Below are 24,899 nucleotides of genomic sequence, written 5' to 3'. Positions count from 1 at the left end.
ATGATCCTCGGACTGACCATTCCCCAATTCACGGCATTGCATGTAGGCCTAAGCTTCATCGGCATCGCCGCCGGACTGATCGCCCTGCCCGCTTATGCGGCGGGGCGATGGATGCCGCGCATGATGGCGCTTTTCCTCGTCACCACGCTCGCCACCACACTCACCGGCTTCCTGTTTCCAATCGGAAACTTCACGCCGGCGCTCGGCGTCGGCGTCATCTCGACCCTCGTTCTGGCAATCGCACTGGTTGCGCTTTATGGATACGGCCTGAATGGCAGGGCGCGCATTATTTATACGATCACCGCTACGATCAGCCTTTATCTCAATATGTTCGTGTTGATCGTTCAGGCATTTCTCAAGGTCGAAACCCTCAATAATCTGGCGCCGAACGGCAATGAACCGCCCTTCGTCGTCGCCCAGACGGTTCTGCTTGTTGCAGCCATCTGTCTCGGCTGGAAAGCGACACGCCGCAGGCTCGTCGTCTGAAGCAAGCCCGAATTCGAACCGGTTTCCACGAAAATGCCTTGTGCCTCCATATTCAGGCCGCAAGGCATTTTTCGCATACAGAAGACAGGCAATCTCCGTCCAGCCGTCACAAAACGAAGAAATCCCATCTCTAGGATTTTCTTCCGAACCTTTCCTGAACGATGCAGCAGGAGATATCCGGAACGAAGCCATTTTGCGGCCTTGCAAACAAACAATATACATTATACAATAATATATATTAATTTATAGTAACAGGAGATGCCGATGAATGCCGTGAAGATCAACGAGCGTCTGACAGTTGCGGGCCAGCCGATGATCGACGATTTCCCATTGCTCGCCGCCCAAGGTTATAAAAGCATCGTCAATGCCCGGCCTGATGGTGAAGAGCCCGGCCAGCCGGGCAATTCCCAGGAAAAAAGCGCCGCCAGCGCCGCGGGCATGGATTATGGCTTTATCCCGGTCAGCGGCCAAACCATCACCGAAGCCGATATCCGCGCCTTCCAGCAGAAAATGGCGGAAGCGGAAGGCCCCGTTTTTGCCCATTGCAAGGGCGGCGCCCGCGCGCTCACGCTTCATGTTCTCGGGGAAGCTCTGGATGGGCGCATCGAAAGGGACGATATCGAGGCTTTCGGCAAGACGCACGGCTTTGACCTTTCCGGCGCCACCCGCTGGCTGGAACGGCGCGCAGCGGCGGCTCCGCACGTCAAGGCATTCTTCGATCCGCGTACATGGAGCGTGCAATATGTCGTGTCCGATCCCTCGACCGGGCGCTGCGCCATTATCGACCCGGTCTATGATTTCGATGAGAAATCCGGCGCAACCGGAACGATGAATGCCGACGCCATTCTGGACTATGTGGAGAGCCAGGGCCTGACGGTGGAATGGATTCTCGATACCCATCCGCATGCCGACCATTTTTCCGCTGCCCATTATCTCAAGCAGAAGACCGGTGCGCAGACAGCCATCGGCGCGAAAGTCACCGGCGTCCAAAAGCTCTGGCAGGAAAAATACAACTGGCCGGATCTAAAAACCGATGGCTCCCAATGGGACCGGCTGTTCGAGGCGGGCGACAGGTTCAATATCGGCTCCCTTGAAGCGCGCGTGCTGTTTTCGCCCGGCCACACGCTGGCCTCCGTCACCTATGTGGTAGGTAATGCCGCCTTCGTGCACGATACGCTTTTCATGCCGGATTCCGGCACCGCGCGCGCCGATTTCCCCGGCGGCAGCGCCAGCGAACTCTGGGCGTCCATTCAAGCCATTCTCGCCCTTCCCGACGAAACACGGCTTTTCACCGGCCACGATTATCAGCCCGGCGGCCGCACGCCGAAATGGGAAAGCACGGTCGGCGAACAAAAACACAGCAATCCGCATCTTGCCGGCGTGACGGAGGAGGGTTTCATCCGTCTCAGGCAAGCGCGGGATCGCACATTGCCGATGCCGAAGCTCATTCTCCACGCCCTGCAGGTCAATATTCGCGGCGGTCGCCTGCCGGAGCCGGAGGCGAATGGCAAGCGTTATCTGAAATTCCCGCTCGACGTGCTGGAGGGAAGCATATGGTAAAGGAAAACAAGCTGGAAAAGTCCCCCCACATTGCTAAAATTCCACTTCCCGCCATGGAGGAGAGGGCTGTCGAGGTCGCACTGCTTCTGAAAACGCTTGCACACCCGGCGCGGCTGATGCTCGCCTGCACGCTGGCGCAGGGGGAATTCTCCGTCGGCGAGCTGGAGGCCAAGCTGGATATTCGCCAGCCGACGCTCTCCCAGCAGCTGGGCGTGCTGCGGGAAGCCGGCGTGGTCGAAACCCGGCGCGACGCCAAGCAGATTTTTTACCAACTGAGCGAAGCGAAAGCAGCGCAACTGATCGAGGCCCTTTACACCATATTCTGCGCGCCAGAGGAGGAGACCCCGTGAGCCCCTATTGGCCCTCTCTTTTTGGCGGCATGCTGCTCGGTCTTGCCTGCATTCTGCTGTTTCTTTTCAATGGCCGTATTGCCGGCATCAGCGGGCTCATAGGCAAAATGCTCGGCAGGGAGCGGCGTCTTGCCGATCTCGCCTTCGTCGCCGGCTTGCTGGCCGGACCTTATATCTATGCCGCGGCATTCGGCCGGCTGCCGGCCATCACCATCGTTTCACCATGGCCGCTCATCCTCATTGCCGGGCTGCTGGTGGGTTTTGGCACGCGCATGGGCTCAGGCTGCACATCTGGCCATGGCATCATGGGGCTGGCGCGATTTTCCCGGCGCTCCATCGCCGCGACCGCCACCTTTCTGATTGCCGGTATTTGCGCCGCGACGATAACTGGAGCCCTGTCTTGAAAAATCCAGCCGTAGCAAGTGTTTTCCTGGCATTGGCCGCCGGAGCCCTGTTCGGCTTTGGCCTCTCGCTTTCAGGCATGGTTGATCCGGCCCGCGTTGCCGGCTTTCTCGACGTGGCGAGCGGCCATTGGGATCCGAGCCTGGTATTCGTTCTCGGCGGTGCGGTGATGGTCGCCGTGCCGGGTGTGCTGCTCAGCCGGCGTCTCGCCAAACCGGTCCTCGCAGAAGGTTTCAGCCTTCCCGCAAAAACCCGCATCGACCGGCCGCTCATAACAGGCTCGGCCATTTTCGGCATCGGTTGGGGGCTTGCCGGTTTCTGTCCCGGCCCGGCACTATCGGCTTTCGCCCTCGGGTTGACGCCGGTCGTTCTTTTCGTCGGCGCCATGATTGCCGGCATGCTGATCCACGACCGCCTCTACGCAAAGCAGCCATAAAGGCAAGACTCGTTCGGGGCGGGGAAACGGGCCGTCGCGCGAGGCTGGAACGCTCCCGCGCGACGGCGTGTGATTATTTAGAGGTCAATCAGGCTTTTGCCCGTCATTTCCGGCGGCAGCGGCACATTCATCAGTTGCAGCAGGGTGGGCGCGACATCGGCAAGAATGCCGTCATGCAGCTTCGCACCTTCCGGGCCGCCGAAAAGGATCACCGGCACCGGATTGGTGGTGTGGGCCGTATGCGGACCGCCGGTCACGGGGTCGACCATGGTTTCGCAATTGCCGTGGTCCGCAATGACAAGCATCGCGCCGCCCACTTTTTCAAGAGCGGCAACGACGGCACCAAGCCCACGATCCACGGCTTCACAGGCCTTGATTGCGGCCTGCAGATCGCCGGTATGACCCACCATATCGGGGTTGGCGTAGTTGGTGACGATCAAATCGTAACCCTTGCCGATCGCCTCGACGAATTTTTCCGTCACTTCCGGCGCGCTCATCTCCGGCTGCAGATCGTAGGTCGCGACCTTCGGGGATTTCGGCATGAAACGGTCTTCGCCCACTTCCGGCTCTTCCTTACCGCCATTCAGGAAGAAGGTGACATGCGGATATTTTTCCGTTTCGGCGAGACGAAACTGCGTGAGCCCCTGCTTTGCCACCCAGGCGCCGAGCGTATTGACGATATCCCGCTTCGGATAAGCCGTCGTCATGAATTCATTATGGCGGGTGGAATATTCCACCATGCCAAGCAGAGCCGAAAGAACAGGCTTTTCGCGCGAAAAACCGTCGAAATCGTCCGCCCCTATGGCGAGCAGGATTTCACGGGCACGGTCGGCCCGGAAATTCAGGCAGAACAGGCCATCGCCGGCCTTGAAACCTTCATAACCATCGATCACCGTCGGCAGGATGAATTCGTCGGTGACGTTGTTCCTATAACTCTGAGCAACGGCGCTTACCGCATCCCGCGCGTGTTCTCCTTTCGCCAGAACCATGGCGTCATAGGCTTTCTCGACGCGCTCCCAGCGGTTGTCGCGATCCATCGCATAATAGCGGCCGATCACCGTGCCGATGCTTGCCCCCTGCGGCAGGCTCGCCACCAGTGCCGCCACAAATTCTTCAGCCGATTGCGGCGCGACATCGCGGCCGTCGGTGATGGCATGTACCACCACTTTCAGGCCGTGGCTGATCATCAGCCTCACCGCCGCCTGGCCGTGGAGGATATGGCCATGGACGCCGCCATCGGAAACGACGCACATCAGATGCGCCACACCGTCCGCGGCCTTCACGGTGGCGGCGAAATCAAGCATCGCCGCATTGCGGAAAAAGCTGCCATCCTCGATCGCCAGATCGATCTGGCCGAGATCCATGGCGACGATGCGGCCCGCGCCAATATTGGTGTGGCCAACTTCCGAATTGCCCATCTGCCCGGTGGGCAGACCGACATTCGGGCCGAAGGTGGTGAGCCTCGCATTCGGGCAGGTGGCGAAAAGCCGGTCCATGGTGGGCGTATTCGCCAGCACCGGCGCATTGCTGGATGTGTCCTCGTTCAGCCCCCAGCCATCGAGAATAGTCAGGACAACGGGTTTGGGAGTGCGCATGGGAGGACCTTCTTCTTCATTCGGTTGCCGGCGGAGGGCGGACCGCCGGGCACCGGAGCGCCCTCGTCCGCCACTGTGATCATGATGAGAAAACATGTTTCTCGTTCTTCTCTTCTATACCCGAAGATAACGAACGCAAGCCTATACCGACACCGAAACAGTTCCATGAAGCCGGAGCGCCTCATGGAAGAAAAGCTTCTTACGAATGAATCTTCAGCCGTCGATAAAGATCAGCGCCGGTTTTTCCATAAGCGCCTTCACGGCCTGGATGAATATCGCCGCATCCCAGCCATCGACAACCCGGTGATCGAAGCTCGATGAGAGGTTCATCATCTTGCGCGGCACAAACCGCGTCCCATCCCACACCGGGCGCGTCACGATCTTGTTGACGCCGATGATCGCCACCTCCGGGTGATTGATGATGGGTGTGGAGACCACACCGCCCAAGGCTCCCAGCGAACTGATGGTGATGGTGGAGCCCATCAATTCTTCCCGATGGGCCGTGCCGGTGCGGGCCGCTTCGGCGACGCGTGCGACTTCGTCCGCGCATTCCCAAAGGCCGAGCGTTTCCGTATGACGCACGACCGGAACGGTGAGGCCCGACGGCGTCTGCGTGGCGATGCCGATATGAACCGCTTCATAGTGGCTGACGACCCCTTTTTCGTCATCGAAGGTGGCATTCATGCCGGGATGATCGGCAACGGCTTTCACCAGCGCGCGCATCAGGAACGGCAGGATCGTCAGCTTCGGTTGCCCGGAACGGCGATTGCCGTTCATGGTTGCCCGCAAATCCTCCAGATCGGTCACGTCGACTTCCTCGACATAGGTGATGTGGGGAATGCGGGAGGCGGAAAGCACCATCTTCTCGGCAATCTTGCGCCTGAGCCCGGTCACCTTCACCTCCTCGACAGCGCTATCGTGGGGCGCTATCGGCTCGGGACGGTCCGGCCGTCCCCGCACGGTTAAAAACCCGTCGAGATCGGCATGGGTGATGTGCCCGTCCGGCCCCGTTCCCTTGACCTTGGTGAGATCGATATCGAGATCGTCGGCGCGCTGGCGAACGGCGGGAGACGCCAACGGTTTATGATGCGGTTCGGCGGCGGGCGCCGGCGGCGCCTCCTCGGCCTCTCGCGCCGCAGGTTGGGTTTCAACGGGTGGCGGCGTGTCCGTCATGTCGGCAGGCGCTTGCGTCATCTGGGTGGGCACTTCCGCTTCCGGCGCGCTGCCATTGGGAGCGGCGACGGCGACATCGGTTTCGATGCGCAGCAGCGGCGCCTTTACCGGCACGGTATTTCCAACCGTCACGGCAAGCCAGGTGACGATCCCCGCCACCGGGGATGGGATTTCCACCGTCGCCTTGTCGGTCATCACCGCGGCCAGCACCATGTCCTCATGGACGAGATCGCCCGGTTTGACGTTCCATTCCACCAGTTCGGCTTCCGCCACACCTTCACCGACATCGGGCATCGTGATAACAAATTCCGCCATAATCAGGCCTCCATGACATCGACAAGGGCGCGCCCGACGCGGGCCGGCCCCGGAAAATAGTCCCATTCCTGCGCATGGGGGTAAGGCGTATCCCAGCCCGCGACGCGGACGACGGGAGCCTCGAGGTGATAAAAACAATGCTCCTGCACCAGAGACACGACTTCGGCCCCGAAGCCGGAGGTCAGCGTCGCCTCATGCACCATGACGCAACGGCCGGTCTTGGAGACAGACTTGACGATTGTATCGAGATCGAGCGGCAAGAGGCTGCGAAGATCGATGATCTCAGCATCCACGCCAGTCTCTTCCGCCGCCGCCAGCGCCACATGCACCATGGTGCCATAAGCGATGACGGTCACAGCGTTTCCGGGACGGCGTATCTCCGCCTTGCCGATGGGAATGGTGTAGTGCCCTTCCGGCACCTCCCCCATCTCGTGTTTGGACCACGGCGTCACCGGCCGGTCGTGATGGCCATCAAAGGGACCGTTATAAAGCCGCTTCGGCTCCAGAAACATAACCGGGTCGGGATCTTCGATGGAAGCGATCAGCAGCCCCTTGGCGTCATAGGGATTGGAAGGAACCACCACCTTCAGCCCGCAGACATGGGTGAAAAGCGCCTCCGGGCTCTGGCTGTGTGTCTGCCCGCCGAAAATGCCGCCGCCGGTCGGCATTCTGAGAACGATCGGGCAGGTGAAATCGCCATTGGAGCGATAACGGATACGCGCTGCTTCCTGGGTGATCTGGTCATAGGCGGGATACATGTAATCGGCGAACTGGATTTCGACACAGGGCCGCAACCCATAAGCAGCCATGCCGATGGCAGTGCCGACAATGCCGGATTCACTGATCGGCGCATCGAAACAGCGGGTCTTGCCGTATTTTCCCTGCAGCCCCTGCGTGGCGCGGAAAACCCCACCGAAATAGCCCACATCCTCGCCAAACACCACGACATCGTCACTGCGCTCCATGGACACATCCATGGCGCTACGGACGGCTTCGATCATCGTCATTCTTGCCATGCCTTACCACCCTGCCTTCTGACGTTGCCGGACGAGATGCGGCGGCATCTCGGCGTAGACACCCTCGAAAATATCCTTTTTCGGCGGTTTTTTGCCTTCGTGCAGCGTGCCGTGGCTTTCCGCCTCGCGCTGAGCTTCCAGCACCTCATCGGCAATTTCCGCCTCTGCCTGCCGGTGCCGTTCCTCCGACCAGACGCCGCGCAGGATGAGATGTTTTTTGAGCCTCAGAACCGGATCGCCCAGCGGCCATGCCTCGGACTCCGTCTTGGGGCGGTAAGCGCTCGGATCGTCGGAAGTGGAATGGGCGCCGACACGATAGGTGACGTATTCAATGAGCGTCGGGCCGAGATTGCGGCGAGCCCGCTCCACCGCCCAGCGCGCCACGGCATAAACGGCGAGATAGTCATTGCCGTCGACCCGCAGTGCGGGAATGCCGAAGCCCAGGCCGCGTGCCGCAAAGGTTCCCGAACCGCCGCGCGCGATGCCCTGAAAGGTGGAAATCGCCCATTGGTTATTGACGATATTGAGAACCACCGGAGCCTTGTAGGTGGAGGCAAAGACCATCGCCGAGTGAAAATCCGACTCCGCCGTCGAACCGTCACCGATCCATGCTGCGGCGATCTTCGTATCGCCCTTGATGGCCGACGCCATCGCCCAACCGACCGCCTGCACATATTGCGTGGCGAGATTGCCGGAGACGGTGAAGAAACCATGCTCCTTCGACGAATAAAGCACCGGCAACTGCCGCCCATGCAGCGGATCCAGTTCGTTGGAATAGATCTGGTTCATCATGGTGACGAGCGGATAGTCGTCGGCGATCAACAGCCCGGCCTGCCGGTAGGTCGGGAAATTCATGTCGCCTTTGGAGAGCGCCTTGCGGAAGGCGCAGCTCACCGCCTCTTCGCCCAGATGCTGCATGTAAAAAGAGGTTTTACCCTGCCGTTGCGCCATCAGCATGCGCGCATCGAAAGCCCGAAGCCGCATCATATTCTTCAGGCCCACCAGCAGGTCCTCATCCGAAAGCAGCCCTGCCCATGGCCCAACGGCCTCGCCCTGATGATTGAGGACACGGATGATCGAATAGGCAAGATCGCGCATGCTTTCCGGCGCGGCGTCAACCTCCGGGCGCGGCACGGAGCCGGCCTTGGGTATTTTCACATTGGAGAAATCCGGCTCCCCACCGGGCCGCACCGCAGGTTCGGGAACATGCAGGCTGAGACGTGGCGTTTCGGTTATGTCCATTCTACTCCTCCCGTCGCGGTCTCCTCCAGACCGCGAAACAACGCTCAAAGGTTCCGCGCGATCACCATTCGCTGGACATCGCTGGTCCCCTCGTAAATCTGGCAGATGCGCACATCGCGATAGATCCGCTCCACCGGATAGTCCGCCATGTAGCCGTAACCGCCGTGAATCTGGATGGCGTCCGAGCAGACGCGCTCGGCCATTTCGGAAGCGAAGAGCTTCGCCATCGAAGCCTCCGAAAGACAGGGCTCACCCGCTTCCTTCAGCGCCGCCGCATGCAGCACCAGCTGCCGCGCCGCTTGAATGCGCGTCGCCATATCCGCGAGGCGAAACGCGACCGCCTGATGTTCGATGATTGCCTGCCCGAAGGCCTTGCGCTCACGGGCATAATCCCGCGCCGCCTCGAAGGCCGCCTGCGCCATGCCTACCGCTTGCGCGGCGATGCCGATGCGTCCGCCTTCCAGATTGGCAAGCGCAATGCGATACCCCTGCCCCTCTTCGCCCAGCCGCAATTCGGCTGGCACCGCCATGTCGGTAAAGGCGATCTGGCAGGTATCGGATGAATGCAGGCCGAGCTTTTCTTCGACCCTTATGACCTCGTAACCCGGCGTGTCCGTCGGCACGATGAAGGCGGTGATACCCTTCTTGCCCGCCGTCGCGTCGGTGACGGCAAAAACGATGACGACATCGCCATTTTTACCTGATGTGATGAATTGCTTAGCGCCATCAAGAATATAACGATCGCCATCGCGCCGCGCTTTGGTCTTGAGATTTGACGCATCGGAGCCAGCCTGCGGTTCGGTCAGCGCGAAACATCCAATCCATTCGCCGGAAGCGAGTTTCGGCAGGAAGCGCTGCTTCTGGCCTTCGGTTCCGAATTTTAGGATAGGCACACATCCCACGGAATTATGGACGCTCATGATGGTGGAACAGGCACCATCCCCGGCAGCGATTTCCTCCAGTGCCAGTGCGTAAGCAACGGCGCCGGTCTCCGCCCCGCCATACTCTTCGGAGACCAGCATGCCGAGGAAACCGAGCTCGCCCATCGCTTTCAATTCGTCTTTGGGAAAACGGCTTTCCCGGTCACGCGAAGCGGCGCCAGGGGCAAGCCGCTCGCGGGCGAAGTCGCGGGCCATATCTCTGATCTGTTGCTGGGCTTCGGTGAGCATCATCGCGGCCTCTCCCCCAAAAGCAGAAGCGCATGAGACGCGTCGACGTCACCTGATGCCGGCAACGTCGCAAACTGGAATTGGTTCTGAGGCCTGCCCATGAAAGCATGGGCGGCCCCGTCGATCACGACAGGGTCATGCACAGCCAAATTCACCTCCCTTGGCCAGCCCTGACGTGAGGAACCGGCCCGCCGCAAATCTCCTCCAGACCGCGACTGATGTGAACGCTATCACTATCTCGAATTCATTTCAAAGCTATTTTGATTGACAGTTTTTTGATTGGCGATATCTTTGATCCAACAAATAGTCATATCATAGAGCAAATGATCCATGATTGAGCTCGACAGTTTCGACCAGAAGATTCTGCATGTTCTCGGCGATGACGGGCGGGTCAGCTGGCGGGATCTTGCCGCCCGCATCGGTCTCTCCTTCACGCCGACGCTGCGCCGCGTGCGCAAGCTGGAAGAGGAAGGCATCATTCGCGGTTATACCGCCGTCTTCGATGAGAACCGTCTGCTCGGCAATATGGGCGTCTTCATTTCCGTCACGCTGGAACGGCAGATCAAGGAAGCGTTGACCACCTTCGAACACCACGTCGCTTCCATTCCGGAAGTTGTGGGCGGTTACCAGACCAGCGGCAGTTCCGATTATCTGATCCACGCCATGGTGCGGGATTTGCCGCATTATCAGGAGCTACTGGATTTCCTGACCACGGTTCCCGGCGTGTCGCGCATCCAGTCCAATTTCGCCATCAAGACATTCGTGCGCCGTTCCGCCGCCTTCACCGGAGGTGACGCGCCATAATCAAGGGTTGCCGGCGCGGAGGAGGTGCCGGTTGCTGACAAAAGGGACGGCGGCAGATGCCGTCCGGAGGAGGAGACGCGATGAGTTTGAATCTCGCCGCCATTTTCGATGCCGATCTCGGCCCGGAAATCGCAGCATTGCGCGACAGCGCAAGTGCATTCGCAGACGATAAAATTGCTCCTTTGGCGGCGGCGATCGACAGGGACGACCGTTTTCCACGCAAGCTTTGGCCGCAAATGGGCCAGCTTGGCCTGCACGGTATCACCGTTTCGGAAGAATTCGGCGGCGCTGACATGGGCTATCTCGCCCATTGCGTGGCGATGGAGGAAATAAGCCGGGCTTCCGCTTCCATCGGCCTTTCCTATGGCGCTCATTCCAACCTCTGCATCAACCAGATTCACCGCTGGGGAACGCAAGAGCAGAAGCACAGATATCTACCGAAGTTGGTCTCCGGCGAGCACGTCGGCTCCCTCGCCATGAGCGAGACGGAAGCCGGTTCGGATGTCGTCTCGATGCGGCTGAAGGCGGAACGCAAAGGTGATCACTATGTGCTGAACGGCGCGAAAATGTGGATCACCAACGGTCACGAGGCCGATACGCTGGTGGTTTACGCCAAGACGGATATGTCCGCCGGCCCGCGCGGCATCACCGCCTTCCTGATCGAAAAAGGCTTCAAGGGGTTTCGCCCGGCCCAGAAACTCGACAAGCTCGGCATGCGCGGTTCCCCCACCTCGGAACTGGTGTTCGAGGATTGCGAGGTGCCGGAGGAAAACATCCTTGGTCGCCTCAATGATGGCGTGACGGTGCTGATGAGCGGGCTGGATTACGAGCGCGCCGTACTGGCTGCCGGCCCTGTTGGCATCATGCAGGCAGCCATCGATCTGGTGCTGCCCTATGCCCGCGAGCGCAAGCAGTTCGGCAAACCCATCGGCGAATTCCAGCTGGTGCAGGGAAAGCTTGCCGATATCTATTCGGCGATGAACGCATCGCGCGCTTATGTCTATGCCGTGGCCCGGGCCTGCGACAATGGCCGCATCACGCGGCAGGATGCGGCGGGCGCAATCCTGTTCGCCGCCGAACGGGCCACACAGGTGGCGCTGGATGCAATTCAGCTTCTCGGCGGCTCCGGTTATGTCAATGAAAGCCCGGCCGGACGGCTGCTGCGCGACGCAAAGCTTTACGAAATCGGTGCCGGCACCAGCGAAATCCGCCGGATGCTGATCGGCCGCGAACTGGTCAAGGGCAACGGGTGAGGACACAAGATGAAGCTTACATCCAGCCTGAACCGCGACCCCACCTTTGCCGCCAATGTCGATTTCATGTCAGGCCTGGTCGATGACCTGCAGCAGCACGTCGAGAAAATATTGAGAGGCGGCGGCGACAAGGCCCGTGAACGGCATCTTTCCCGCGGCAAATTGCTGGCGCGCGACCGGATCGAAGCGCTTCTCGATCCCGGCAGTTCATTCCTCGAATTCTCGCAATTTGCAGCTTACGAGGTCTATGACGAGCCGATTCCCGCCGCCGGCATTGTCACCGGCATCGGCAGGGTCTCGGGCCGCGAATGCGTCATCGTCGCCAATGATGCGACGGTGAAAGGCGGCACCTATTATCCACTGACGGTGAAAAAACATCTGCGTGCGCAGGAAATCGCCACGGAGAACCGCCTGCCCTGCATTTACCTCGTGGATTCCGGCGGCGCGAACCTGCCCAATCAGGACGAGGTGTTTCCCGACCGCGATCATTTCGGCCGCATTTTCTATAATCAGGCCAATATGTCAGCGGAAGGCATCGCCCAGATTGCCGTGGTGATGGGCAGTTGCACGGCGGGCGGGGCCTATGTGCCTGCCATGAGCGACCAGTCCGTCATCGTCAAAAATCAGGGCACGATCTTTCTCGGCGGCCCGCCGCTGGTGAAGGCCGCGACCGGCGAGGTGGTGAGTGCGGAAGAGCTGGGCGGCGCGGATGTGCATTCCCGGCAATCCGGCGTCACCGATCATTATGCACGCGACGACCGGCACGCGCTGGCGCTGACCCGGCGGATCGTCTCCACCCTCAACCGTCGCAAACAGGTGGAGCTGGATATCCGCGAACCCGTAGAACCGCTTTATCCGCCTGAGGAGCTTTATGGCGTCGTTCCCGCCGATACGCGCAAACCATTCGAAGTGCGCGAGATCATCGCCCGTCTGGTGGACGGTTCCGAATTCGATGAGTTCAAGGCGCTTTACGGCACCACGCTGGTCTGCGGTTTCGCCCACATCCACGGTTATCCTGTCGGCATCGTCGCCAATAACGGCATTCTGTTTTCGGAATCGGCACTGAAGGGCGCGCATTTCATCGAACTTTGCTGCCAGCGCGGTATCCCGCTGGTTTTCCTGCAAAACATCACGGGCTTCATGGTCGGCAAGGCCTATGAGGCGGGCGGCATCGCCAAGGACGGCGCCAAGCTCGTGACCGCTGTCGCTTCAGCCAAAGTGCCGAAATTCACCGTCATCATCGGCGGCTCCTTCGGGGCCGGCAATTACGGCATGTGCGGCCGCGCCTATTCGCCACGATTCCTGTGGATGTGGCCCAATGCCCGCATTTCGGTGATGGGCGGCGAACAGGCGGCGTCCGTCTTGGCGCAAATCCGTCGCGATGGCATCGAGGCCGATGGCCGTCACTGGTCCAAGGAAGGGGAAGAGGCCTTCAAACAGCCGATCCGGGAAAAATACGAGCGGGAGGGACATCCCTATTATGCCAGCGCCAGACTTTGGGACGATGGCATCATCGACCCGAAGGATACCCGCCTCGTGCTTGGCCTTGGCCTCTCCGCCGCGCTCAATGCACCGATTGAACCCACCCGTTTTGGCATATTCAGGATGTGAGGCGACGATGTTCTCAAAAATACTGATCGCCAACAGGGGCGAAATAGCCTGCCGTATCATCCGCACCGCCGCCAAGATGGGCATCCGCACCGTTGCCGTCTATTCGGATGCCGACCGTGACGCCATGCATGTGGCGCTGGCCGACGAGGCCATCGCCATCGGCGCGGCCCCCGCGCGGGCCTCCTATCTCGACGGCGAAAAAATCATCGCCGCCGCAAATGCCTGCGGCGCACAAGCCATTCATCCGGGTTACGGATTTCTTTCGGAAAATGCCAGCTTTGCCGAAGCCTGCGCCGCCGCCGGGCTCGTTTTCATTGGCCCGCCGGCAGCGGCAATCCGCGCCATGGGCGGGAAAAGCGAGGCAAAGGCGCTGATGGCAAAGGCCGGCGTTCCGGTCGTTCCCGGCTATCACGGTGAGGAACAGGCGCAGGAGCGATTGGGCAGCGAGGCGGACGCCATAGGTTATCCCGTTCTGCTCAAGGCCTCGGCCGGCGGCGGCGGCAAGGGCATGCGCATCGTGCGGCAGAAGCGCGACTTCGCAGCGGAGCTTGCTGGCGCAAAACGCGAAGCGCTGGCCGCTTTCGGCAATGACCGCATGCTGATCGAAAAATACCTCGAGCGGCCGCGCCATGTGGAAGTGCAGGTCTTTGCCGATGGTCATGGCAACTGTGTTTCGCTTTTCGAGCGCGACTGCTCGATCCAGCGCCGGCACCAGAAGGTCATCGAGGAAGCTCCTGCCCCCGGCCTGCCCGATGCGCTTCGCCAGCGCATGTATGAAGCGGCGGTCGCCGCCGCCCGCACCATCGATTATCGCGGCGCGGGAACGGTGGAATTCCTGCTCGACCCTTCCGGCGACTTCTATTTCATGGAAATGAATACGAGGCTGCAGGTCGAACATCCGGTCACGGAATATATTACCGGTCTCGACCTGGTCGAATGGCAGATCCGCGTCGCCAACGGAGAGGCCCTGCCGGAAGACTGGACCGGTCTTAGCATAAACGGCCATGCCATCGAGGCGCGGATTTATGCCGAGGACCCGGCGCATGATTTCCTGCCGTCGATCGGCACCATCAGCCATGTGGTTTTCCCCGATCAGGGCCCTCATGTCCGGATCGACAGCGGCATCCGCGCCGGCGACGCCATCACCGTGCATTACGATCCGATGATCGCCAAGCTGATCGTCTGGGACCGTGATCGCCCATCGGCGCTGCGGCAATTGCGGTTGGCGCTCGAAAATCTGGCGATCTGTGGCGTCACCAGCAATGCCGCCTTTCTGACGCGGCTTGCGGGACTGGCGGCCTTCGCGAACGCCGATCTCGACACCGGCTTCATCGCCCGTCACGAAGTGGCGCTGTTTGCTCCGGCAGCAACGGACGGGAACGAGATAACCATGGCCGCGCTTGGCCTGCTGCTTGCGCGGCAGAAAAACGGAAAGCCTGATTCACAGGCAGATCCCTATAGCCCATGGAACAAGACGGCGGCCTTCCGCCTCAACGCGCCGGCAAGGGAAACGCTGTGTTTCGTCTTTGACAACCAGCCGCTTAGCGTTGGCGTCACGCATGAGGCGGATGGTTTTTCGTTTGAGATCGACGGACGGGCCATCAATGTCCATGGGGACCTCTCGGACGATGGCAAATTCAAAGCGACCGTGGACGGCAGAAAAAGGCAGGGCCATTTCTTTGCCGAGGATGGCCGTTACACTCTTTTTCTGGATGGCGAGCATTATCGCATCGACCAGCCGGATCCCGTCGATATTGCGGATGCCGCGACCCATACCGGCGGCCTGGAAGCGCCCATGCCCGGCGTCATCCGCGCCTTGCTGAGCAGCAACGGTGCTGCGGTTGAGGCCGGCGAGGCACTTGTGGTGATGGAGGCGATGAAAATGGAACACACGATCCGCGCGCCGGCGAAAGGCACCGTCACGGCCATCAATTGCATTGAGGGCGATATGGTCGCGGCCGGTGCGGTGCTGGTGGATTTCGAGCCGGAGGGCGGCTGAAATGAGCTGGCCCCGAAAGGTAAAAATCGTCGAAGTGGGCGCGCGTGACGGCTTGCAGAACGAAAGCGCCGAGGTTCCAGCCGCCATCAAGATCGAGTTGATCGCACGGCTGGCCGCAACCGGATTGGCGGCGGTGGAAGCGGGTGCTTTCGTCTCACCCAAAAAAGTGCCGAAAATGGCGGATTCGAAAGAGGTGTTCCAGGGCCTCGAAAGGCGACCCGGCACCGCCTATCCGGCGCTCGTTCCCAATATGAAAGGTTTCGAGGCTGCCCTTGATGCCGGTGTGACGGAAGTCGCCGTTTTCGTCTCCGCGTCCGAAGGTTTCAGCCAGCACAATATCGGCTGCTCGCGCGCCGAAAGCCTTGAGCGCCTGCGCGATGTCGCATCAGCCGCGGCCGGCCGGAACATCCTCATGCGCGGTTACGTCTCCTGCATAGCCGGCTGCCCCTATGACGGTACGGTTGCACAGGATGAGGTGGCGGCGATGGCCGAAGCGCTTATCGGCCTCGGCTGTTACGAAATCTCGCTCGGCGATACGATCGGCATCGGCACGGCGGACCAGATTCGCAATATCATCAAGCGGGTGTCTGCCCGCATCTCGCGTGAAAAACTCGCCATGCATTTCCACGATACCTATGGGCAGGGCGTCGCCAATGTGCTGGCCTCGCTGGATGAAGGCATCTCCGTCTTCGACAGTTCGGTCGCCGGACTGGGCGGCTGCCCCTTTGCACCGGGCGCCAGCGGTAACGTCGCCACAGAAGACGTCGTTTATCTGCTGCAGGGGCTTGGCATTAAAACCGGTATCGACCTGTTGGCGGTGGCGAAAACCGGGGACTGGATCAGCCGGCATCTCGGTAGACCGAATGCGGCCCGCGCCGGCAAGGCACTGCTTGCGGCAAGACAGAAGGATGGCGCGCATGGCGGATGAACTGCTGAGCGAAAGGCGCAAAGACATTCTCTGGCTGACGCTCAACCGGCCGGAGGTGCACAATGCCCTGAATGCCGCGATGACGGACGCACTGACGAGAGCCATCCGCGCGGCATCCGGTGATGGCGGCCTGCGCGCCGTGGTAATAACCGCGGCGGGAGACCGCAGCTTCTGCTCCGGGGCCGATCTGAAGGAAAGCGCCGGCGGCATGTTCCTCTCGCGGGAGGGAACCAACCCCATTGCCGATGTGATGCGCGCCATCGAGGGCTGCGACAGGCTCGTCATCGCCCGCATCAACGGCCGGGTTCTGGCCGGTGGGCTTGGCCTCGTTGCCGCCTGCGATCTCGCCTATGCCGCCGACCATGCCGAATTCGGCATGCCTGAGGTGCGCGTGGGACTTTTCCCGGCCATGGTGGCGGCAAAGCTTCTGGCGAAGATACCCCTGAGCCAGCTTCAGGAAATGGCCTATCTTGGCGCTGCGATCAACGCCGCTGATGCGGAGCGTCTCGGCCTCGTCAATCGGGCTGTCCCTTCTGCCGAACTCGATGTCGTGGTGGAAGATGTTCTCGCACGGTTGCGGCAGAATGCTCCGGGCGCCATCGCGGCCGGAAAGGCGGCGTTGCTGAAGATGCGCGATATGCCGTCCATCGAGCGGCTTGCCTTTGCCGAGAGCGTCATCGCCACGATCAGCGTCAGCGACGAGGCGCGGCAGGGGCGATTGGCTTTTGCCGAAAAAAGGAAACCGCACTGGGTGGAATGATCGCCGTCATCTGTCCGAACTCCGGTTCTCTCGAAAGTCGTCAGAGGGTTAATCGATATAATCCCGATGCGTCCGTTGACCCTGTTCGGCAAATCGAGTTCTATCCAGCACCTTTCGCCGGGCGGCGATTGGGGAAGCCGGAGGAGACCCATGCAGCTTGTAAAAACCGTCGCCGAATTGCGGGACGCCACCGCCGACTTTCGCCGTGCGGGCAAAACCATCGGCTTCGTGCCGACCATGGGCTTTCTCCATATCGGCCATCTGACGCTCGTTGCCCAATCCAAGGCGGAAAACGACGTGACAGTGGTTTCGATCTTCGTTAACCCATTGCAATTCGGTGCGAATGAGGATCTCGCCCGTTACCCCCGCGATCTTACCCGCGACAGCGCATTGCTGGAAGAGGCGGGCATCGACATTCTTTTCGCACCGGAAGTCTCCGAGATGTATCCGCGCCCGATGCAGACCGTGGTGGATGTGTCCGAACTGGGAAACCAGTTGGAAGGCGCGGTGCGGCCGGGGCATTTCGCCGGTGTTGCGACCGTCGTGACCAAGCTTTTTAATCTCGTTCAGCCGAACGCGGCCTATTTCGGCGAGAAGGATTACCAGCAGGTAACGCTGATCCGCCGCATGGTCGAGGACCTTGCCCAACCTGTCAGGGTCGTTCCCGTCGCCACCGTGCGCGAGGCGGACGGGCTGGCCTGCTCCTCACGGAATGTCTATCTTAACCCCGCACAACGCGCCGCAGCCGTGATCGTGCCGCGCGCGCTGGACGAAGCGGAACGGCTTTATGGCGAGGGCTTCGACGACCCTGCCGCATTCGAGACAGCCATAGAAAAATTCATCGCCGCCGAGCCGCTGGCGTCACCGGAAGTCGTCGCGGTGCGCGATCCCGATACGCTCGCCCCCGTTGCTTCGTTGCAGGCGGGACCGGTGCTGGTGGCGCTGTTCGTGCGCCTGGGCAGCACGAGGCTCCTCGACAACCGTGTCATCGGGCGCGACAGGATCAATCAACGGGAGGCTGTCGAATGAGCGCCCATGGCAAACATAACCGGCTGACGACGGCCTCCATCCGACAGATGAAAGGCGAGGCGCGCATCGTCTGCCTGACCGCCTATACCACGCCGATTGCCCGCCTGCTCGATCCGCATTGCGATCTGCTCCTGGTCGGCGATTCCCTCGGCATGGTGCTTTACGGCATGGACACGACGGTCGGTGTCACGCTGGATATGATGATCGCCCATGGCCGCGCCGTCATGCGCGGTGTCGAGCATGCCTGCGTCATCGTCGATCTTCCCTTCGGCACCTATCAGGAATCGAAGGAACAGGCGTTCCGCAATGCGGTGCGGATGATGCAGGAAACCGGCTGCGACGGCGTGAAGCTGGAAGGCGGCGAGGAAATGGCGGAGACCATCGCCTTTCTGGTCGCCCGCGGCATTCCGGTGTTCGGTCATGTCGGGCTGATGCCGCAGCTCGTCCACACCGCCGGCGGCTTCCGCTCGCTCGGACATTCGGATGCGGAAACGCAGAAGATCTGGCGCGATGCGATTGCGGTCGATCAGGCCGGCGCCTTCGCCATCGTCGTGGAAGGCACCGTCGAGCCGCTGGCTCGCGATTTGACGGAAAAACTTGCCGTCCCCACCATCGGCATCGGCGCATCGCCGGCCTGTGACGGACAGGTGCTGGTTTCCGACGACATGCTCGGCCTGTTTTCCGATTTCAAACCGAAATTCGTCAAGCGTTTCGCCGATCTGGGCCCGGCGGTTTCGGAAGCGGCGGCGGCTTATGCTGATGAGGTGCGCTCCGGTGCATTTCCAGGGCCGGAGCATACGTTTCAGGTGCGCAAGCCGTCCCGTTCTGGGGGCGAGAAGGCTTGACCGGACCCCGATGGCAGCCTTGCCTGCACCTATCCTCCGTCATCCTCGGGCTTGACCCGAGGATCCATGGCGCAACGGGTGGTGGATCCTCGGGTCAAGCCCGAGGATGACGGGGGAGAGGTGCAGGCAAGGCATTAGCTATCTCCGCCTGCTCTCAGCCTTTGCACACCTCATAAATCAAACGACTAAACTATACCCCCGCTACCGCCAACCGAAGCCGGGCGCTTCGCCGCAACATGGCTGCGATAGCCGCTCGCACGATAAGTCGCGACCGGATCGATAGCACCGCCCGTCAATTGCCGCGCCTGCGCAAGGATCGGCTCGACATCGGTGCGGTAGGCCCGCTTCAGCATATCGGAAGCCATCAGCGCATCATTATCCTGCTGGTAACCGTCGAGAGCGATGCGATCCACCAGCAATGCCTGCGCATAGGCGCGGCGGATTTCGTTGGCGCTGGAGATCAGGCTTTCGATGGGGTCCGTCACATTATGCGACTGGTCGATCATATGGGCGGGATGGAAACCCTTCACGCCGCGATGTTCGGCGTCCACCAGCTCGTTGAAGACGAGGAACAGACGGTAGGGCTCGATCGAACCGGCATCCAGATCGTCATCGCCATATTTACTGTCATTGAAATGGAAACCGCCGAGCTTGCCGAATTGGATCAGCCGGGCGACGATCATCTCGATATTGGTGTTCGGCGCATGATGGCCGAGATCGACGAGGCAGAAGGCCTTTTCGCCGAGCGTATTGGCAATGAGGTAATTGGTGCCCCAGTCCTGTACCACGGTGGAATAGAAGGCCGGCTCATACATCTTGTGTTCGGAGAAGATGCGCCAGTCATCCGGCAACGCCTTGTAGATATCGGCCATGGCCGCGAGATAACGCTCGAAACTTCTGGTGAAATTGCTCTGGCCGGGGAAGTTGGAACCGTCGCCCACCCACACCGTCAGCGCCTTGGAACCGATGGCATTACCGATTTCGATACATTCGATGTTGTGCTCGACGGCCTGCCGGCGCGTCGCGGCATCCGTATGGCTCAGCGAGCCGTATTTGTAGGAGTGGCTCTGGCCCGGCGCATCTGAAAAGGTGTTGGAATTCATGGCGTCGAAGCCGAGGCCGAGCGCATCGGCATGGGCCTTCAGCCGCTTCGGATCTTCCTTATCCCACGGAATATGCAGCGAGACATTGGGCGTCGCCCGCGTCAGCTGGTTGATGACGGCGCAATCGTCCAGCTTGTCGAAAATGCCGCGTGGCTCGCCCGCGCCCGGGAAACGGGCAAAACGTGTACCGCCCGTGCCGACGCCCCAGGACGGCACGGCGACGAAAAATTCCGCCACCTTGGCCGTAACGGCATCGATGTCGATGTTGCGGCGCGCTAGCTGGTTGCCCAGCGCCTGATAGTCGTCTTTCTGTGCGCCGGCGCGCTTTTCGTTTTCCGCCGCGATCACATCGGCGGCGATCTTCGTTTCGGTCATTTTTTCCTCCCCGGCCAACGCGACGTGATCGCCGCCTATGACCGTCCCTTATTATCGCGTAAAACTCTGCGCATTGCCGGCATCGACATTGATGATGTTGCCGGTCGACTTGGCCGAAGCGTCGGACGCCAGGAAGTAGATCGCCTCGGCGATATCTTCCGGGAAGACATTGAGCTTCAGCATCGAGCGCTTGCGGTAATGTTCTTCGAGATCGGTCACCTCGATCTTGGACGACGCCGCCCGCTGCTCACGCCACTCGCCATTCCAGATTTTCGAACCGCGCAACACGGCATCGGGATTGACGGTGTTGACGCGAATGCCCGCTTCCGCCCCTTCGAGCGCAAGGCAACGGGCGAGATGAATTTCCGCCGCCTTCGCCGTGCAATAGGCCGATGCATTGGGTGAAGAGGCAAGGCCATTCTTGGAAGCGACAAACACGACGTTGCCGCCGAGATTCTGTCGCCGCAGCAGCCGGAATGCTTCTCGCGAAACGAGGAAATAGCCTGTCGCGAGGATGTCGATATTCTTGTTCCACATGGCAAGCGTCGTATCTTCCACCGGGGCGGAAGAAGCGATGCCGGCATTGGAAACGAGGATATCCACGCCGCCGAATTCCACGCTCGCTTCCGCAAAGGCGGAAATGACCGCATCTTCCTGCGTCACATCAAGTTTGACGGTGCGCACCGCATCGCCACTGTAACGCTTGACGAAATCGCCCCTGGCGATCTCCAATGCCGCCTCGTCAATATCCGCCAGAACCACGCAGGCACCCTCACCCGCCAGCCGTTCCGCCGTTGCCCGACCGATGCCGCCAGCGCCGCCGGTGACGAAGGCGACACGGCCGGCAAGGCTTTTCGGCTTCGGCATCCGTTGCAGCTTTGCTTCTTCCAGCAGCCAATATTCGATATCGAAGGCTTCCTGCTCGGGCAGACCCTGATATTCCGATACGGTGGACGCCCCGCGCATGACGTTGATGGCGTTGACATAAAATTCACCGGCAATGCGGGCGGTCGCCTTGTCTTTAGCGAAGGACAACATGCCCACGCCAGGGATGAGGAATATCACCGGGTTCGGATCGCGCATCTTGGGCGAATTATCATGGCGGCAGGTTTCATAGTAGCGCGTATAATCCGCGCGGTAAGCCTCCAGCGCCGCGTCGAGACCAGCCGTCAGCGCATCGACATCGGGATTTGCGGTATCGAGGTTGAGGATCAGCGGGCGGATTTTCGTGCGCAGAAAGTGATCCGGGCAGGATGTACCGAGGTTGCCAAGCGGCTTCAGTTCCTTTGAATTGACGAATTCCAGGACAGCATCCTGATCGTCAAAATGGCCGAGCTTGCGTTCCTCGCGGCCGATGCGGCCACGGATTTCCGGCATCAACCGGGCGGCGATGGCGCGGCGTTCGGCAACCGGCAGGCTTTTGGCCACGGCACCGCCGAAGATCACCTTGCCTTCGGTCTTTCCTGCAAACCATTCGATCGCCTTATTGATAATGGCGAGCGTCAGTTCGTAACATGCCTTGGCGTCGTTATCCCAGGTGAAGAGGCCATGGCTTTCGAGCACGACGCCTTTCGCCTTGGGATTGGCCTTGACGAAGGCTTCCAGATCGAGACCGAGCTGGAAACCGGGACGACGCCAGGGAAGCCAGCCGATATCATCGCCAAAGATCTGCTGCGTCAGTTCCTTCGAATTCTTCGAGGCGGCAATCGCGATGATCGCATCCGGATGCATGTGATCGACATGATCATAGGGCACGAAACCGTGCAGCGGCGTATCGATGGAGGCCGCGCGCGGGTTGAGGTTAAAGGTGCAGTGCGGCAAAAAGCCAACCATGCGGTCCTCATCTTCAACACCCTTGTAAATGCCCTTCAGCGCTTCCAGCTTGTCGAGATAAAGGGTGGCAAACCCATCGAGCTTGATGGTGCCGACATCGCCGCCGGAGCCTTTGACCCACATGACACGGACCTTTTCGCCCGTCAGCGGATCGGTCTCGAGCACCTTTGCCGATGTGTTGCCGCCACCATAATTGGTGATGCGCTTGTCGGCGCCCAAGAGATTGGAGCGATAAAGCAGCTTGCCGGGCTCATCAAGCGTCCTGGCGTAAGTGTCGTCCCAATGGCTTTCGAGAAGGCGGGATTTACCCGTCATGTCTTCCTCCCAATATCTTCCTGCATTCGCGGAGCCGATATCGGCCCGCCTCCTTTGATGGCAGATATCGCGCATTCAAAAGGACAATGTCAATCAAAAACGATCATAAATTTTCATGTTGCAGCGCGACATTGATTAATTTGATCGTTCTTGATTGACAACGTAAAGAGATTGCGAATAAATCAGCGTCAGGAGGATCCCATGCACGAACGCGAACGCCACCGCATCATCTTGAGCGCCACGCAGGAAAAAGCTGTCGTGACGGTGCAGGATATTGCCGAACTGACGGATGCGTCGGAAGCGACGATCCGCAGGGATATTGCGTCTTTGCATGTGCAGGGCAAGTTGCGGCGCGTGCGCGGCGGGGCGGAAGCAGTGCATCCGCCGCAGCTTGGCAATCTCGCCGCACGGCCGTTCCGTGTTTCCGAATCGGTCAATATCGATAAGAAACGCGCAATTGCGCGCAAGGCGGTCGATCTCTGCAATGATGGCGACGCGATCATCCTGAATGGCGGCACGACCACGTTCCAGATGGTGCATTACATGGCGGCGCGTCGCCTGCAGGTGATGACCAATTCCTTTGCCATCGCCGAGCATCTGGTCAAACATTCCAAGTGCAACGTCAATGTGCCGGGCGGCGCGATCTATCGCGATCAGAGCCTCATCCTCTCGCCCTTCGAAAATGACGCTATCCGCAATTTTTATGCGCGACGGATTTTTCTCGGCGCGCAGGGCGTGGGCGCTCTTGGCATCATGGAGTCCGACGCGTTGGTGATCCAGAGCGAACAGAAGCTGATGCGGCAGGCGGAAGAGCTGATCGTGATGGTCGATTCCTCGAAATTCAGAAAACGCTCCAGCCTGATTTTATGCCCGCTCGAAAACGTCACGACCATCATCACCGATGACGGGATTTCGGACGAAGCGGCAAGGATGGTGGAAAATGCCGGCGTGGAATTGCTGATCGCCGGGGCGGTGGGGGATGGCAAGACGGCCAACCCGCCTGATGGGGAGGATTCCTCTTCGGTCGCTTGAGGAAGCACCGAAGAGAGGAACAGGTTCAAAACGGGAGGAAAAGGAACATGAAACTTACACGCAGAACATTGACGAGCGTCCTGGCACTTAGCGCGGCGCTATCCGTTGCGGGTCTTGGCGGCGTTGCCCAGGCAGCCGACGTCAAGATCGCACTGGTGGTCAAATCGCTCGGCAACGGCTTTTTCGAAGCCGCCAACAAGGGTGCCGAAGAGGCCGCGAAAGACCTTGGCGGCGTGCAGATCATCTATACAGGCCCGACCAGCACCACGGCGGAAGGCCAGATCGAAGTGATCAATTCGCTGATCGCGCAGGGTGTGGACGCCATCGCCATTTCCGCCAATGACCCGGACGCCGTGGTTCCGGCGCTGAAGAAGGCCGCGCAGCGCGGTATCAAAGTCATTTCCTGGGATTCAGGCGTGGCGCCTGAAGGCCGCATTCTCCAGCTCAACCCGTCCTCCAACGCGCTGATCGGCAAGATGTGCCTGCAGCTGGCCGCGGCACATCTCGAAGGCGGCAAGGGCGATTTCGCCATTCTTTCGGCCACCACCACCTCCACGAACCAGAATATCTGGATCGACGAGATGAAAAAGCAGCTGAAGGACTTTCCCGGCCTCAACCTCGTCACCACGGTCTACGGTGACGACCTCGCCGACAAGAGCTATCGCGAAGCGCAGGGACTGCTCTCCTCGCAACCGAACGTTAAGGTCATCGTCGCTCCGACGACGGTCGGCGTTCTCGCCGCCTCGCAGGCCGTCAAGGATGCGGGCAAGATCGGTCAGGTCTATGTGACGGGCCTTGGCCTGCCGTCTGAAATGGCCGGCGCCATCAAATCAGGCGCCACCAAGGAATTCGCCATCTGGAACCCGATCGACCTCGGTTACTCCGCCACCCAGATCGCCTATCGCCTGGTGAAGGGCGAAACCGATGGCAAGCCGGGCTCGGAAATTGAAGCCGGTCGTATGGGCAAGATCAAGGTTGGTGAAAACAGCGAAGCGGCGATGGCTGATCCGTTTGTTTATGACGCGAAGAATATCGATCAGTTCTCGAAGATTTTCTGATCTTGAGAAGTGACGGCAGTGCGTGGAGGGCACCCCCCTCTGCCCTGCCAGGCATCTCCCCCTCAAGGGGGGAGATCGATGTGCCGCACCCGCTCGATCCATAAGGCAGGGTGCTATCCGCTTGCCGATCTCCCCCCTTGAGGGGGAGATGCCCGGCAGGGCAGAGGGGGGTGCCCCTCGCGGCTTCATCAAAACAGACCGGTAAGACGG

Annotated in this window: 22 protein-coding genes and 1 pseudogene; 16 read left to right on the top strand and 7 right to left on the bottom strand. The window is 60.4% G+C overall.

Translation table 11 applies throughout. The features are described 5' to 3' along the window. From PL599_RS01105 to PL599_RS01085, 5 genes are all read left to right on the top strand, one after another. On the top strand, positions 1-486 hold the full coding sequence (locus tag PL599_RS01105) for a hypothetical protein (protein WP_077985111.1): 486 nt from the start codon (positions 1-3) through the stop codon (positions 484-486). A gap of 264 nt (positions 487-750) precedes the next feature. Next, positions 751-2,046, top strand: a complete 1,296-nt coding sequence (blh, locus tag PL599_RS01100; protein ID WP_269823513.1) for a bifunctional sulfur transferase/dioxygenase Blh — start codon at positions 751-753, stop codon at positions 2,044-2,046. After that, a complete protein-coding gene (bigR, locus tag PL599_RS01095) occupies positions 2,040-2,396 on the top strand; it encodes a sulfite-sensing transcriptional repressor BigR (RefSeq protein WP_269823512.1) in 357 nt (118 codons plus the stop codon). The genes blh and bigR overlap by 7 nt, the downstream gene beginning before the upstream one ends. Continuing rightward, positions 2,393-2,800: a YeeE/YedE family protein gene (locus tag PL599_RS01090; RefSeq protein ID WP_269823511.1), complete on the top strand. Its 408-nt coding sequence runs from the start codon at positions 2,393-2,395 to the stop codon at positions 2,798-2,800. Before bigR ends, PL599_RS01090 begins: the two co-directional genes overlap by 4 nt. After that, on the top strand, positions 2,797-3,234 hold the full coding sequence (locus PL599_RS01085) for a YeeE/YedE family protein (protein WP_269823510.1): 438 nt from the start codon (positions 2,797-2,799) through the stop codon (positions 3,232-3,234). The genes PL599_RS01090 and PL599_RS01085 overlap by 4 nt, the downstream gene beginning before the upstream one ends. A gap of 77 nt (positions 3,235-3,311) precedes the next feature. Here the strand turns inward: PL599_RS01085 and gpmI are convergent, their stop codons facing one another. The 5 genes from gpmI to PL599_RS01060 all read right to left on the bottom strand — a co-directional run bounded on the left by gpmI (position 3,312) and on the right by PL599_RS01060 (position 9,747). After that, positions 3,312-4,829 (bottom strand): 2,3-bisphosphoglycerate-independent phosphoglycerate mutase, encoded by a 1,518-nt coding sequence (gene gpmI / locus PL599_RS01080; RefSeq protein WP_137411527.1) that lies wholly within the window; start codon positions 4,827-4,829, stop codon positions 3,312-3,314. A 213-nt stretch (positions 4,830-5,042) separates the two neighbouring features. Further along, entirely contained in the window at positions 5,043-6,317 is a 1,275-nt protein-coding gene (locus tag PL599_RS01075) for a dihydrolipoamide acetyltransferase family protein (protein ID WP_269823509.1), read from the bottom strand. Between the two features lie 2 nt (positions 6,318-6,319). Then, positions 6,320-7,333, bottom strand: coding sequence for an alpha-ketoacid dehydrogenase subunit beta (locus PL599_RS01070; protein ID WP_065118089.1), 1,014 nt, complete (start codon positions 7,331-7,333; stop codon positions 6,320-6,322). 3 nt (positions 7,334-7,336) lie between these two features. Next, positions 7,337-8,575, bottom strand: coding sequence for a 3-methyl-2-oxobutanoate dehydrogenase (2-methylpropanoyl-transferring) subunit alpha (locus PL599_RS01065; RefSeq protein ID WP_142911999.1), 1,239 nt, complete (start codon positions 8,573-8,575; stop codon positions 7,337-7,339). Positions 8,576-8,619: 44 nt separating this feature from the next. Next, positions 8,620-9,747 (bottom strand): acyl-CoA dehydrogenase family protein, encoded by a 1,128-nt coding sequence (locus PL599_RS01060; protein ID WP_269823508.1) that lies wholly within the window; start codon positions 9,745-9,747, stop codon positions 8,620-8,622. 327 nt (positions 9,748-10,074) lie between these two features. Between PL599_RS01060 and PL599_RS01055 the strand changes: the two genes are divergently transcribed. From PL599_RS01055 to panB, 8 genes are all read left to right on the top strand, one after another. Further along, complete coding sequence (locus PL599_RS01055) at positions 10,075-10,548, top strand: Lrp/AsnC family transcriptional regulator (protein WP_077985119.1); 474 nt, start codon at positions 10,075-10,077, stop codon at positions 10,546-10,548. An 80-nt stretch (positions 10,549-10,628) separates the two neighbouring features. Next, on the top strand, positions 10,629-11,801 hold the full coding sequence (locus PL599_RS01050) for an isovaleryl-CoA dehydrogenase (RefSeq protein ID WP_173990877.1): 1,173 nt from the start codon (positions 10,629-10,631) through the stop codon (positions 11,799-11,801). A 9-nt stretch (positions 11,802-11,810) separates the two neighbouring features. Beyond that, positions 11,811-13,412, top strand: coding sequence for a carboxyl transferase domain-containing protein (locus PL599_RS01045; RefSeq protein WP_269823507.1), 1,602 nt, complete (start codon positions 11,811-11,813; stop codon positions 13,410-13,412). A 7-nt stretch (positions 13,413-13,419) separates the two neighbouring features. Beyond that, positions 13,420-15,411 carry an acetyl/propionyl/methylcrotonyl-CoA carboxylase subunit alpha gene (locus tag PL599_RS01040; protein ID WP_271358774.1) on the top strand — a complete coding sequence of 664 codons (1,992 nt, stop codon included), beginning with the start codon at positions 13,420-13,422 and terminating at the stop codon, positions 15,409-15,411. Between the two features lies 1 nt (position 15,412). Beyond that, the gene (locus PL599_RS01035; protein WP_269823505.1) at positions 15,413-16,339 is read left to right on the top strand and encodes a hydroxymethylglutaryl-CoA lyase; all 927 of its coding nucleotides are present in this window, start codon (positions 15,413-15,415) and stop codon (positions 16,337-16,339) included. Beyond that, positions 16,329-17,099, top strand: coding sequence for an enoyl-CoA hydratase-related protein (locus PL599_RS01030; protein ID WP_269823504.1), 771 nt, complete (start codon positions 16,329-16,331; stop codon positions 17,097-17,099). The genes PL599_RS01035 and PL599_RS01030 overlap by 11 nt, the downstream gene beginning before the upstream one ends. Positions 17,100-17,249: 150 nt before the next feature. Continuing rightward, positions 17,250-18,128, top strand: coding sequence for a pantoate--beta-alanine ligase (gene panC, locus PL599_RS01025; protein ID WP_142912006.1), 879 nt, complete (start codon positions 17,250-17,252; stop codon positions 18,126-18,128). Further along, on the top strand, positions 18,125-18,973 hold the full coding sequence (gene panB, locus PL599_RS01020; RefSeq protein WP_269823503.1) for a 3-methyl-2-oxobutanoate hydroxymethyltransferase: 849 nt from the start codon (positions 18,125-18,127) through the stop codon (positions 18,971-18,973). Before panC ends, panB begins: the two co-directional genes overlap by 4 nt. A 185-nt stretch (positions 18,974-19,158) precedes the next feature. Here panB and rhaI read toward each other — a convergent pair whose 3' ends face one another. Beyond that, positions 19,159-20,451 (bottom strand): L-rhamnose catabolism isomerase, encoded by a 1,293-nt coding sequence (rhaI, locus tag PL599_RS01015; RefSeq protein WP_269823502.1) that lies wholly within the window; start codon positions 20,449-20,451, stop codon positions 19,159-19,161. A 51-nt stretch (positions 20,452-20,502) separates the two neighbouring features. Further along, a complete protein-coding gene (locus PL599_RS01010) occupies positions 20,503-22,599 on the bottom strand; it encodes a bifunctional rhamnulose-1-phosphate aldolase/short-chain dehydrogenase (protein WP_269823501.1) in 2,097 nt (698 codons plus the stop codon). Between the two features lie 201 nt (positions 22,600-22,800). Here PL599_RS01010 and PL599_RS01005 point away from each other — a divergent pair, with 201 nt between their 5' ends. The 3 genes and pseudogenes from PL599_RS01005 to PL599_RS22820 form a co-directional block, all read left to right on the top strand. Continuing rightward, entirely contained in the window at positions 22,801-23,631 is an 831-nt protein-coding gene (locus PL599_RS01005; protein WP_077985127.1) for a DeoR/GlpR family DNA-binding transcription regulator, read from the top strand. A 47-nt stretch (positions 23,632-23,678) separates the two neighbouring features. After that, entirely contained in the window at positions 23,679-24,689 is a 1,011-nt protein-coding gene (gene rhaS, locus PL599_RS01000; protein ID WP_077985128.1) for a rhamnose ABC transporter substrate-binding protein, read from the top strand. Between the two features lie 32 nt (positions 24,690-24,721). Next, a pseudogene (locus PL599_RS22820) lies at positions 24,722-24,867 on the top strand (bifunctional diaminohydroxyphosphoribosylaminopyrimidine deaminase/5-amino-6-(5-phosphoribosylamino)uracil reductase RibD); the annotation flags it as partial. Positions 24,868-24,899: the final 32 nt, after the last annotated feature.

The sequence above is a fragment of the Agrobacterium sp. ST15.16.055 genome (assembly GCF_027956555.1).
In the GTDB taxonomy this organism is placed as follows: Bacteria; Pseudomonadota; Alphaproteobacteria; order Rhizobiales; family Rhizobiaceae; genus Agrobacterium; species Agrobacterium salinitolerans.
The sequence above is the reverse complement of the archived record's forward strand: the minus strand, read 5'-3'. Positions and strand labels throughout refer to the sequence as shown.

Bases quoted from the DNA above. Each gene is read 5' to 3' on its own strand.
- rhaI (WP_269823502.1), bottom strand. From the start codon at position 20,451: ATGACCGAAACGAAGATCGCCGCCGATGTGATCGCGGCGGAAAACGAA.
- panB (WP_269823503.1), top strand. From the start codon at position 18,125: ATGAGCGCCCATGGCAAACATAACCGGCTGACGACGGCCTCCATCCGA.
- PL599_RS01040 (WP_271358774.1), top strand. From the start codon at position 13,420: ATGTTCTCAAAAATACTGATCGCCAACAGGGGCGAAATAGCCTGCCGT.
- PL599_RS01050 (WP_173990877.1), top strand. From the start codon at position 10,629: ATGAGTTTGAATCTCGCCGCCATTTTCGATGCCGATCTCGGCCCGGAA.
- bigR (WP_269823512.1), top strand. From the start codon at position 2,040: ATGGTAAAGGAAAACAAGCTGGAAAAGTCCCCCCACATTGCTAAAATT.
- PL599_RS01075 (WP_269823509.1), bottom strand. From the start codon at position 6,317: ATGGCGGAATTTGTTATCACGATGCCCGATGTCGGTGAAGGTGTGGCG.
- panC (WP_142912006.1), top strand. From the start codon at position 17,250: ATGCAGCTTGTAAAAACCGTCGCCGAATTGCGGGACGCCACCGCCGAC.
- blh (WP_269823513.1), top strand. From the start codon at position 751: ATGAATGCCGTGAAGATCAACGAGCGTCTGACAGTTGCGGGCCAGCCG.
- PL599_RS01055 (WP_077985119.1), top strand. From the start codon at position 10,075: ATGATTGAGCTCGACAGTTTCGACCAGAAGATTCTGCATGTTCTCGGC.
- PL599_RS01065 (WP_142911999.1), bottom strand. From the start codon at position 8,575: ATGGACATAACCGAAACGCCACGTCTCAGCCTGCATGTTCCCGAACCT.
- PL599_RS01030 (WP_269823504.1), top strand. From the start codon at position 16,329: ATGGCGGATGAACTGCTGAGCGAAAGGCGCAAAGACATTCTCTGGCTG.
- PL599_RS01105 (WP_077985111.1), top strand. From the start codon at position 1: ATGATCCTCGGACTGACCATTCCCCAATTCACGGCATTGCATGTAGGC.
- PL599_RS01045 (WP_269823507.1), top strand. From the start codon at position 11,811: ATGAAGCTTACATCCAGCCTGAACCGCGACCCCACCTTTGCCGCCAAT.
- rhaS (WP_077985128.1), top strand. From the start codon at position 23,679: ATGAAACTTACACGCAGAACATTGACGAGCGTCCTGGCACTTAGCGCG.
- PL599_RS01035 (WP_269823505.1), top strand. From the start codon at position 15,413: ATGAGCTGGCCCCGAAAGGTAAAAATCGTCGAAGTGGGCGCGCGTGAC.
- PL599_RS01010 (WP_269823501.1), bottom strand. From the start codon at position 22,599: ATGACGGGTAAATCCCGCCTTCTCGAAAGCCATTGGGACGACACTTAC.
- PL599_RS01070 (WP_065118089.1), bottom strand. From the start codon at position 7,333: ATGGCAAGAATGACGATGATCGAAGCCGTCCGTAGCGCCATGGATGTG.
- PL599_RS01005 (WP_077985127.1), top strand. From the start codon at position 22,801: ATGCACGAACGCGAACGCCACCGCATCATCTTGAGCGCCACGCAGGAA.
- PL599_RS01060 (WP_269823508.1), bottom strand. From the start codon at position 9,747: ATGATGCTCACCGAAGCCCAGCAACAGATCAGAGATATGGCCCGCGAC.
- gpmI (WP_137411527.1), bottom strand. From the start codon at position 4,829: ATGCGCACTCCCAAACCCGTTGTCCTGACTATTCTCGATGGCTGGGGG.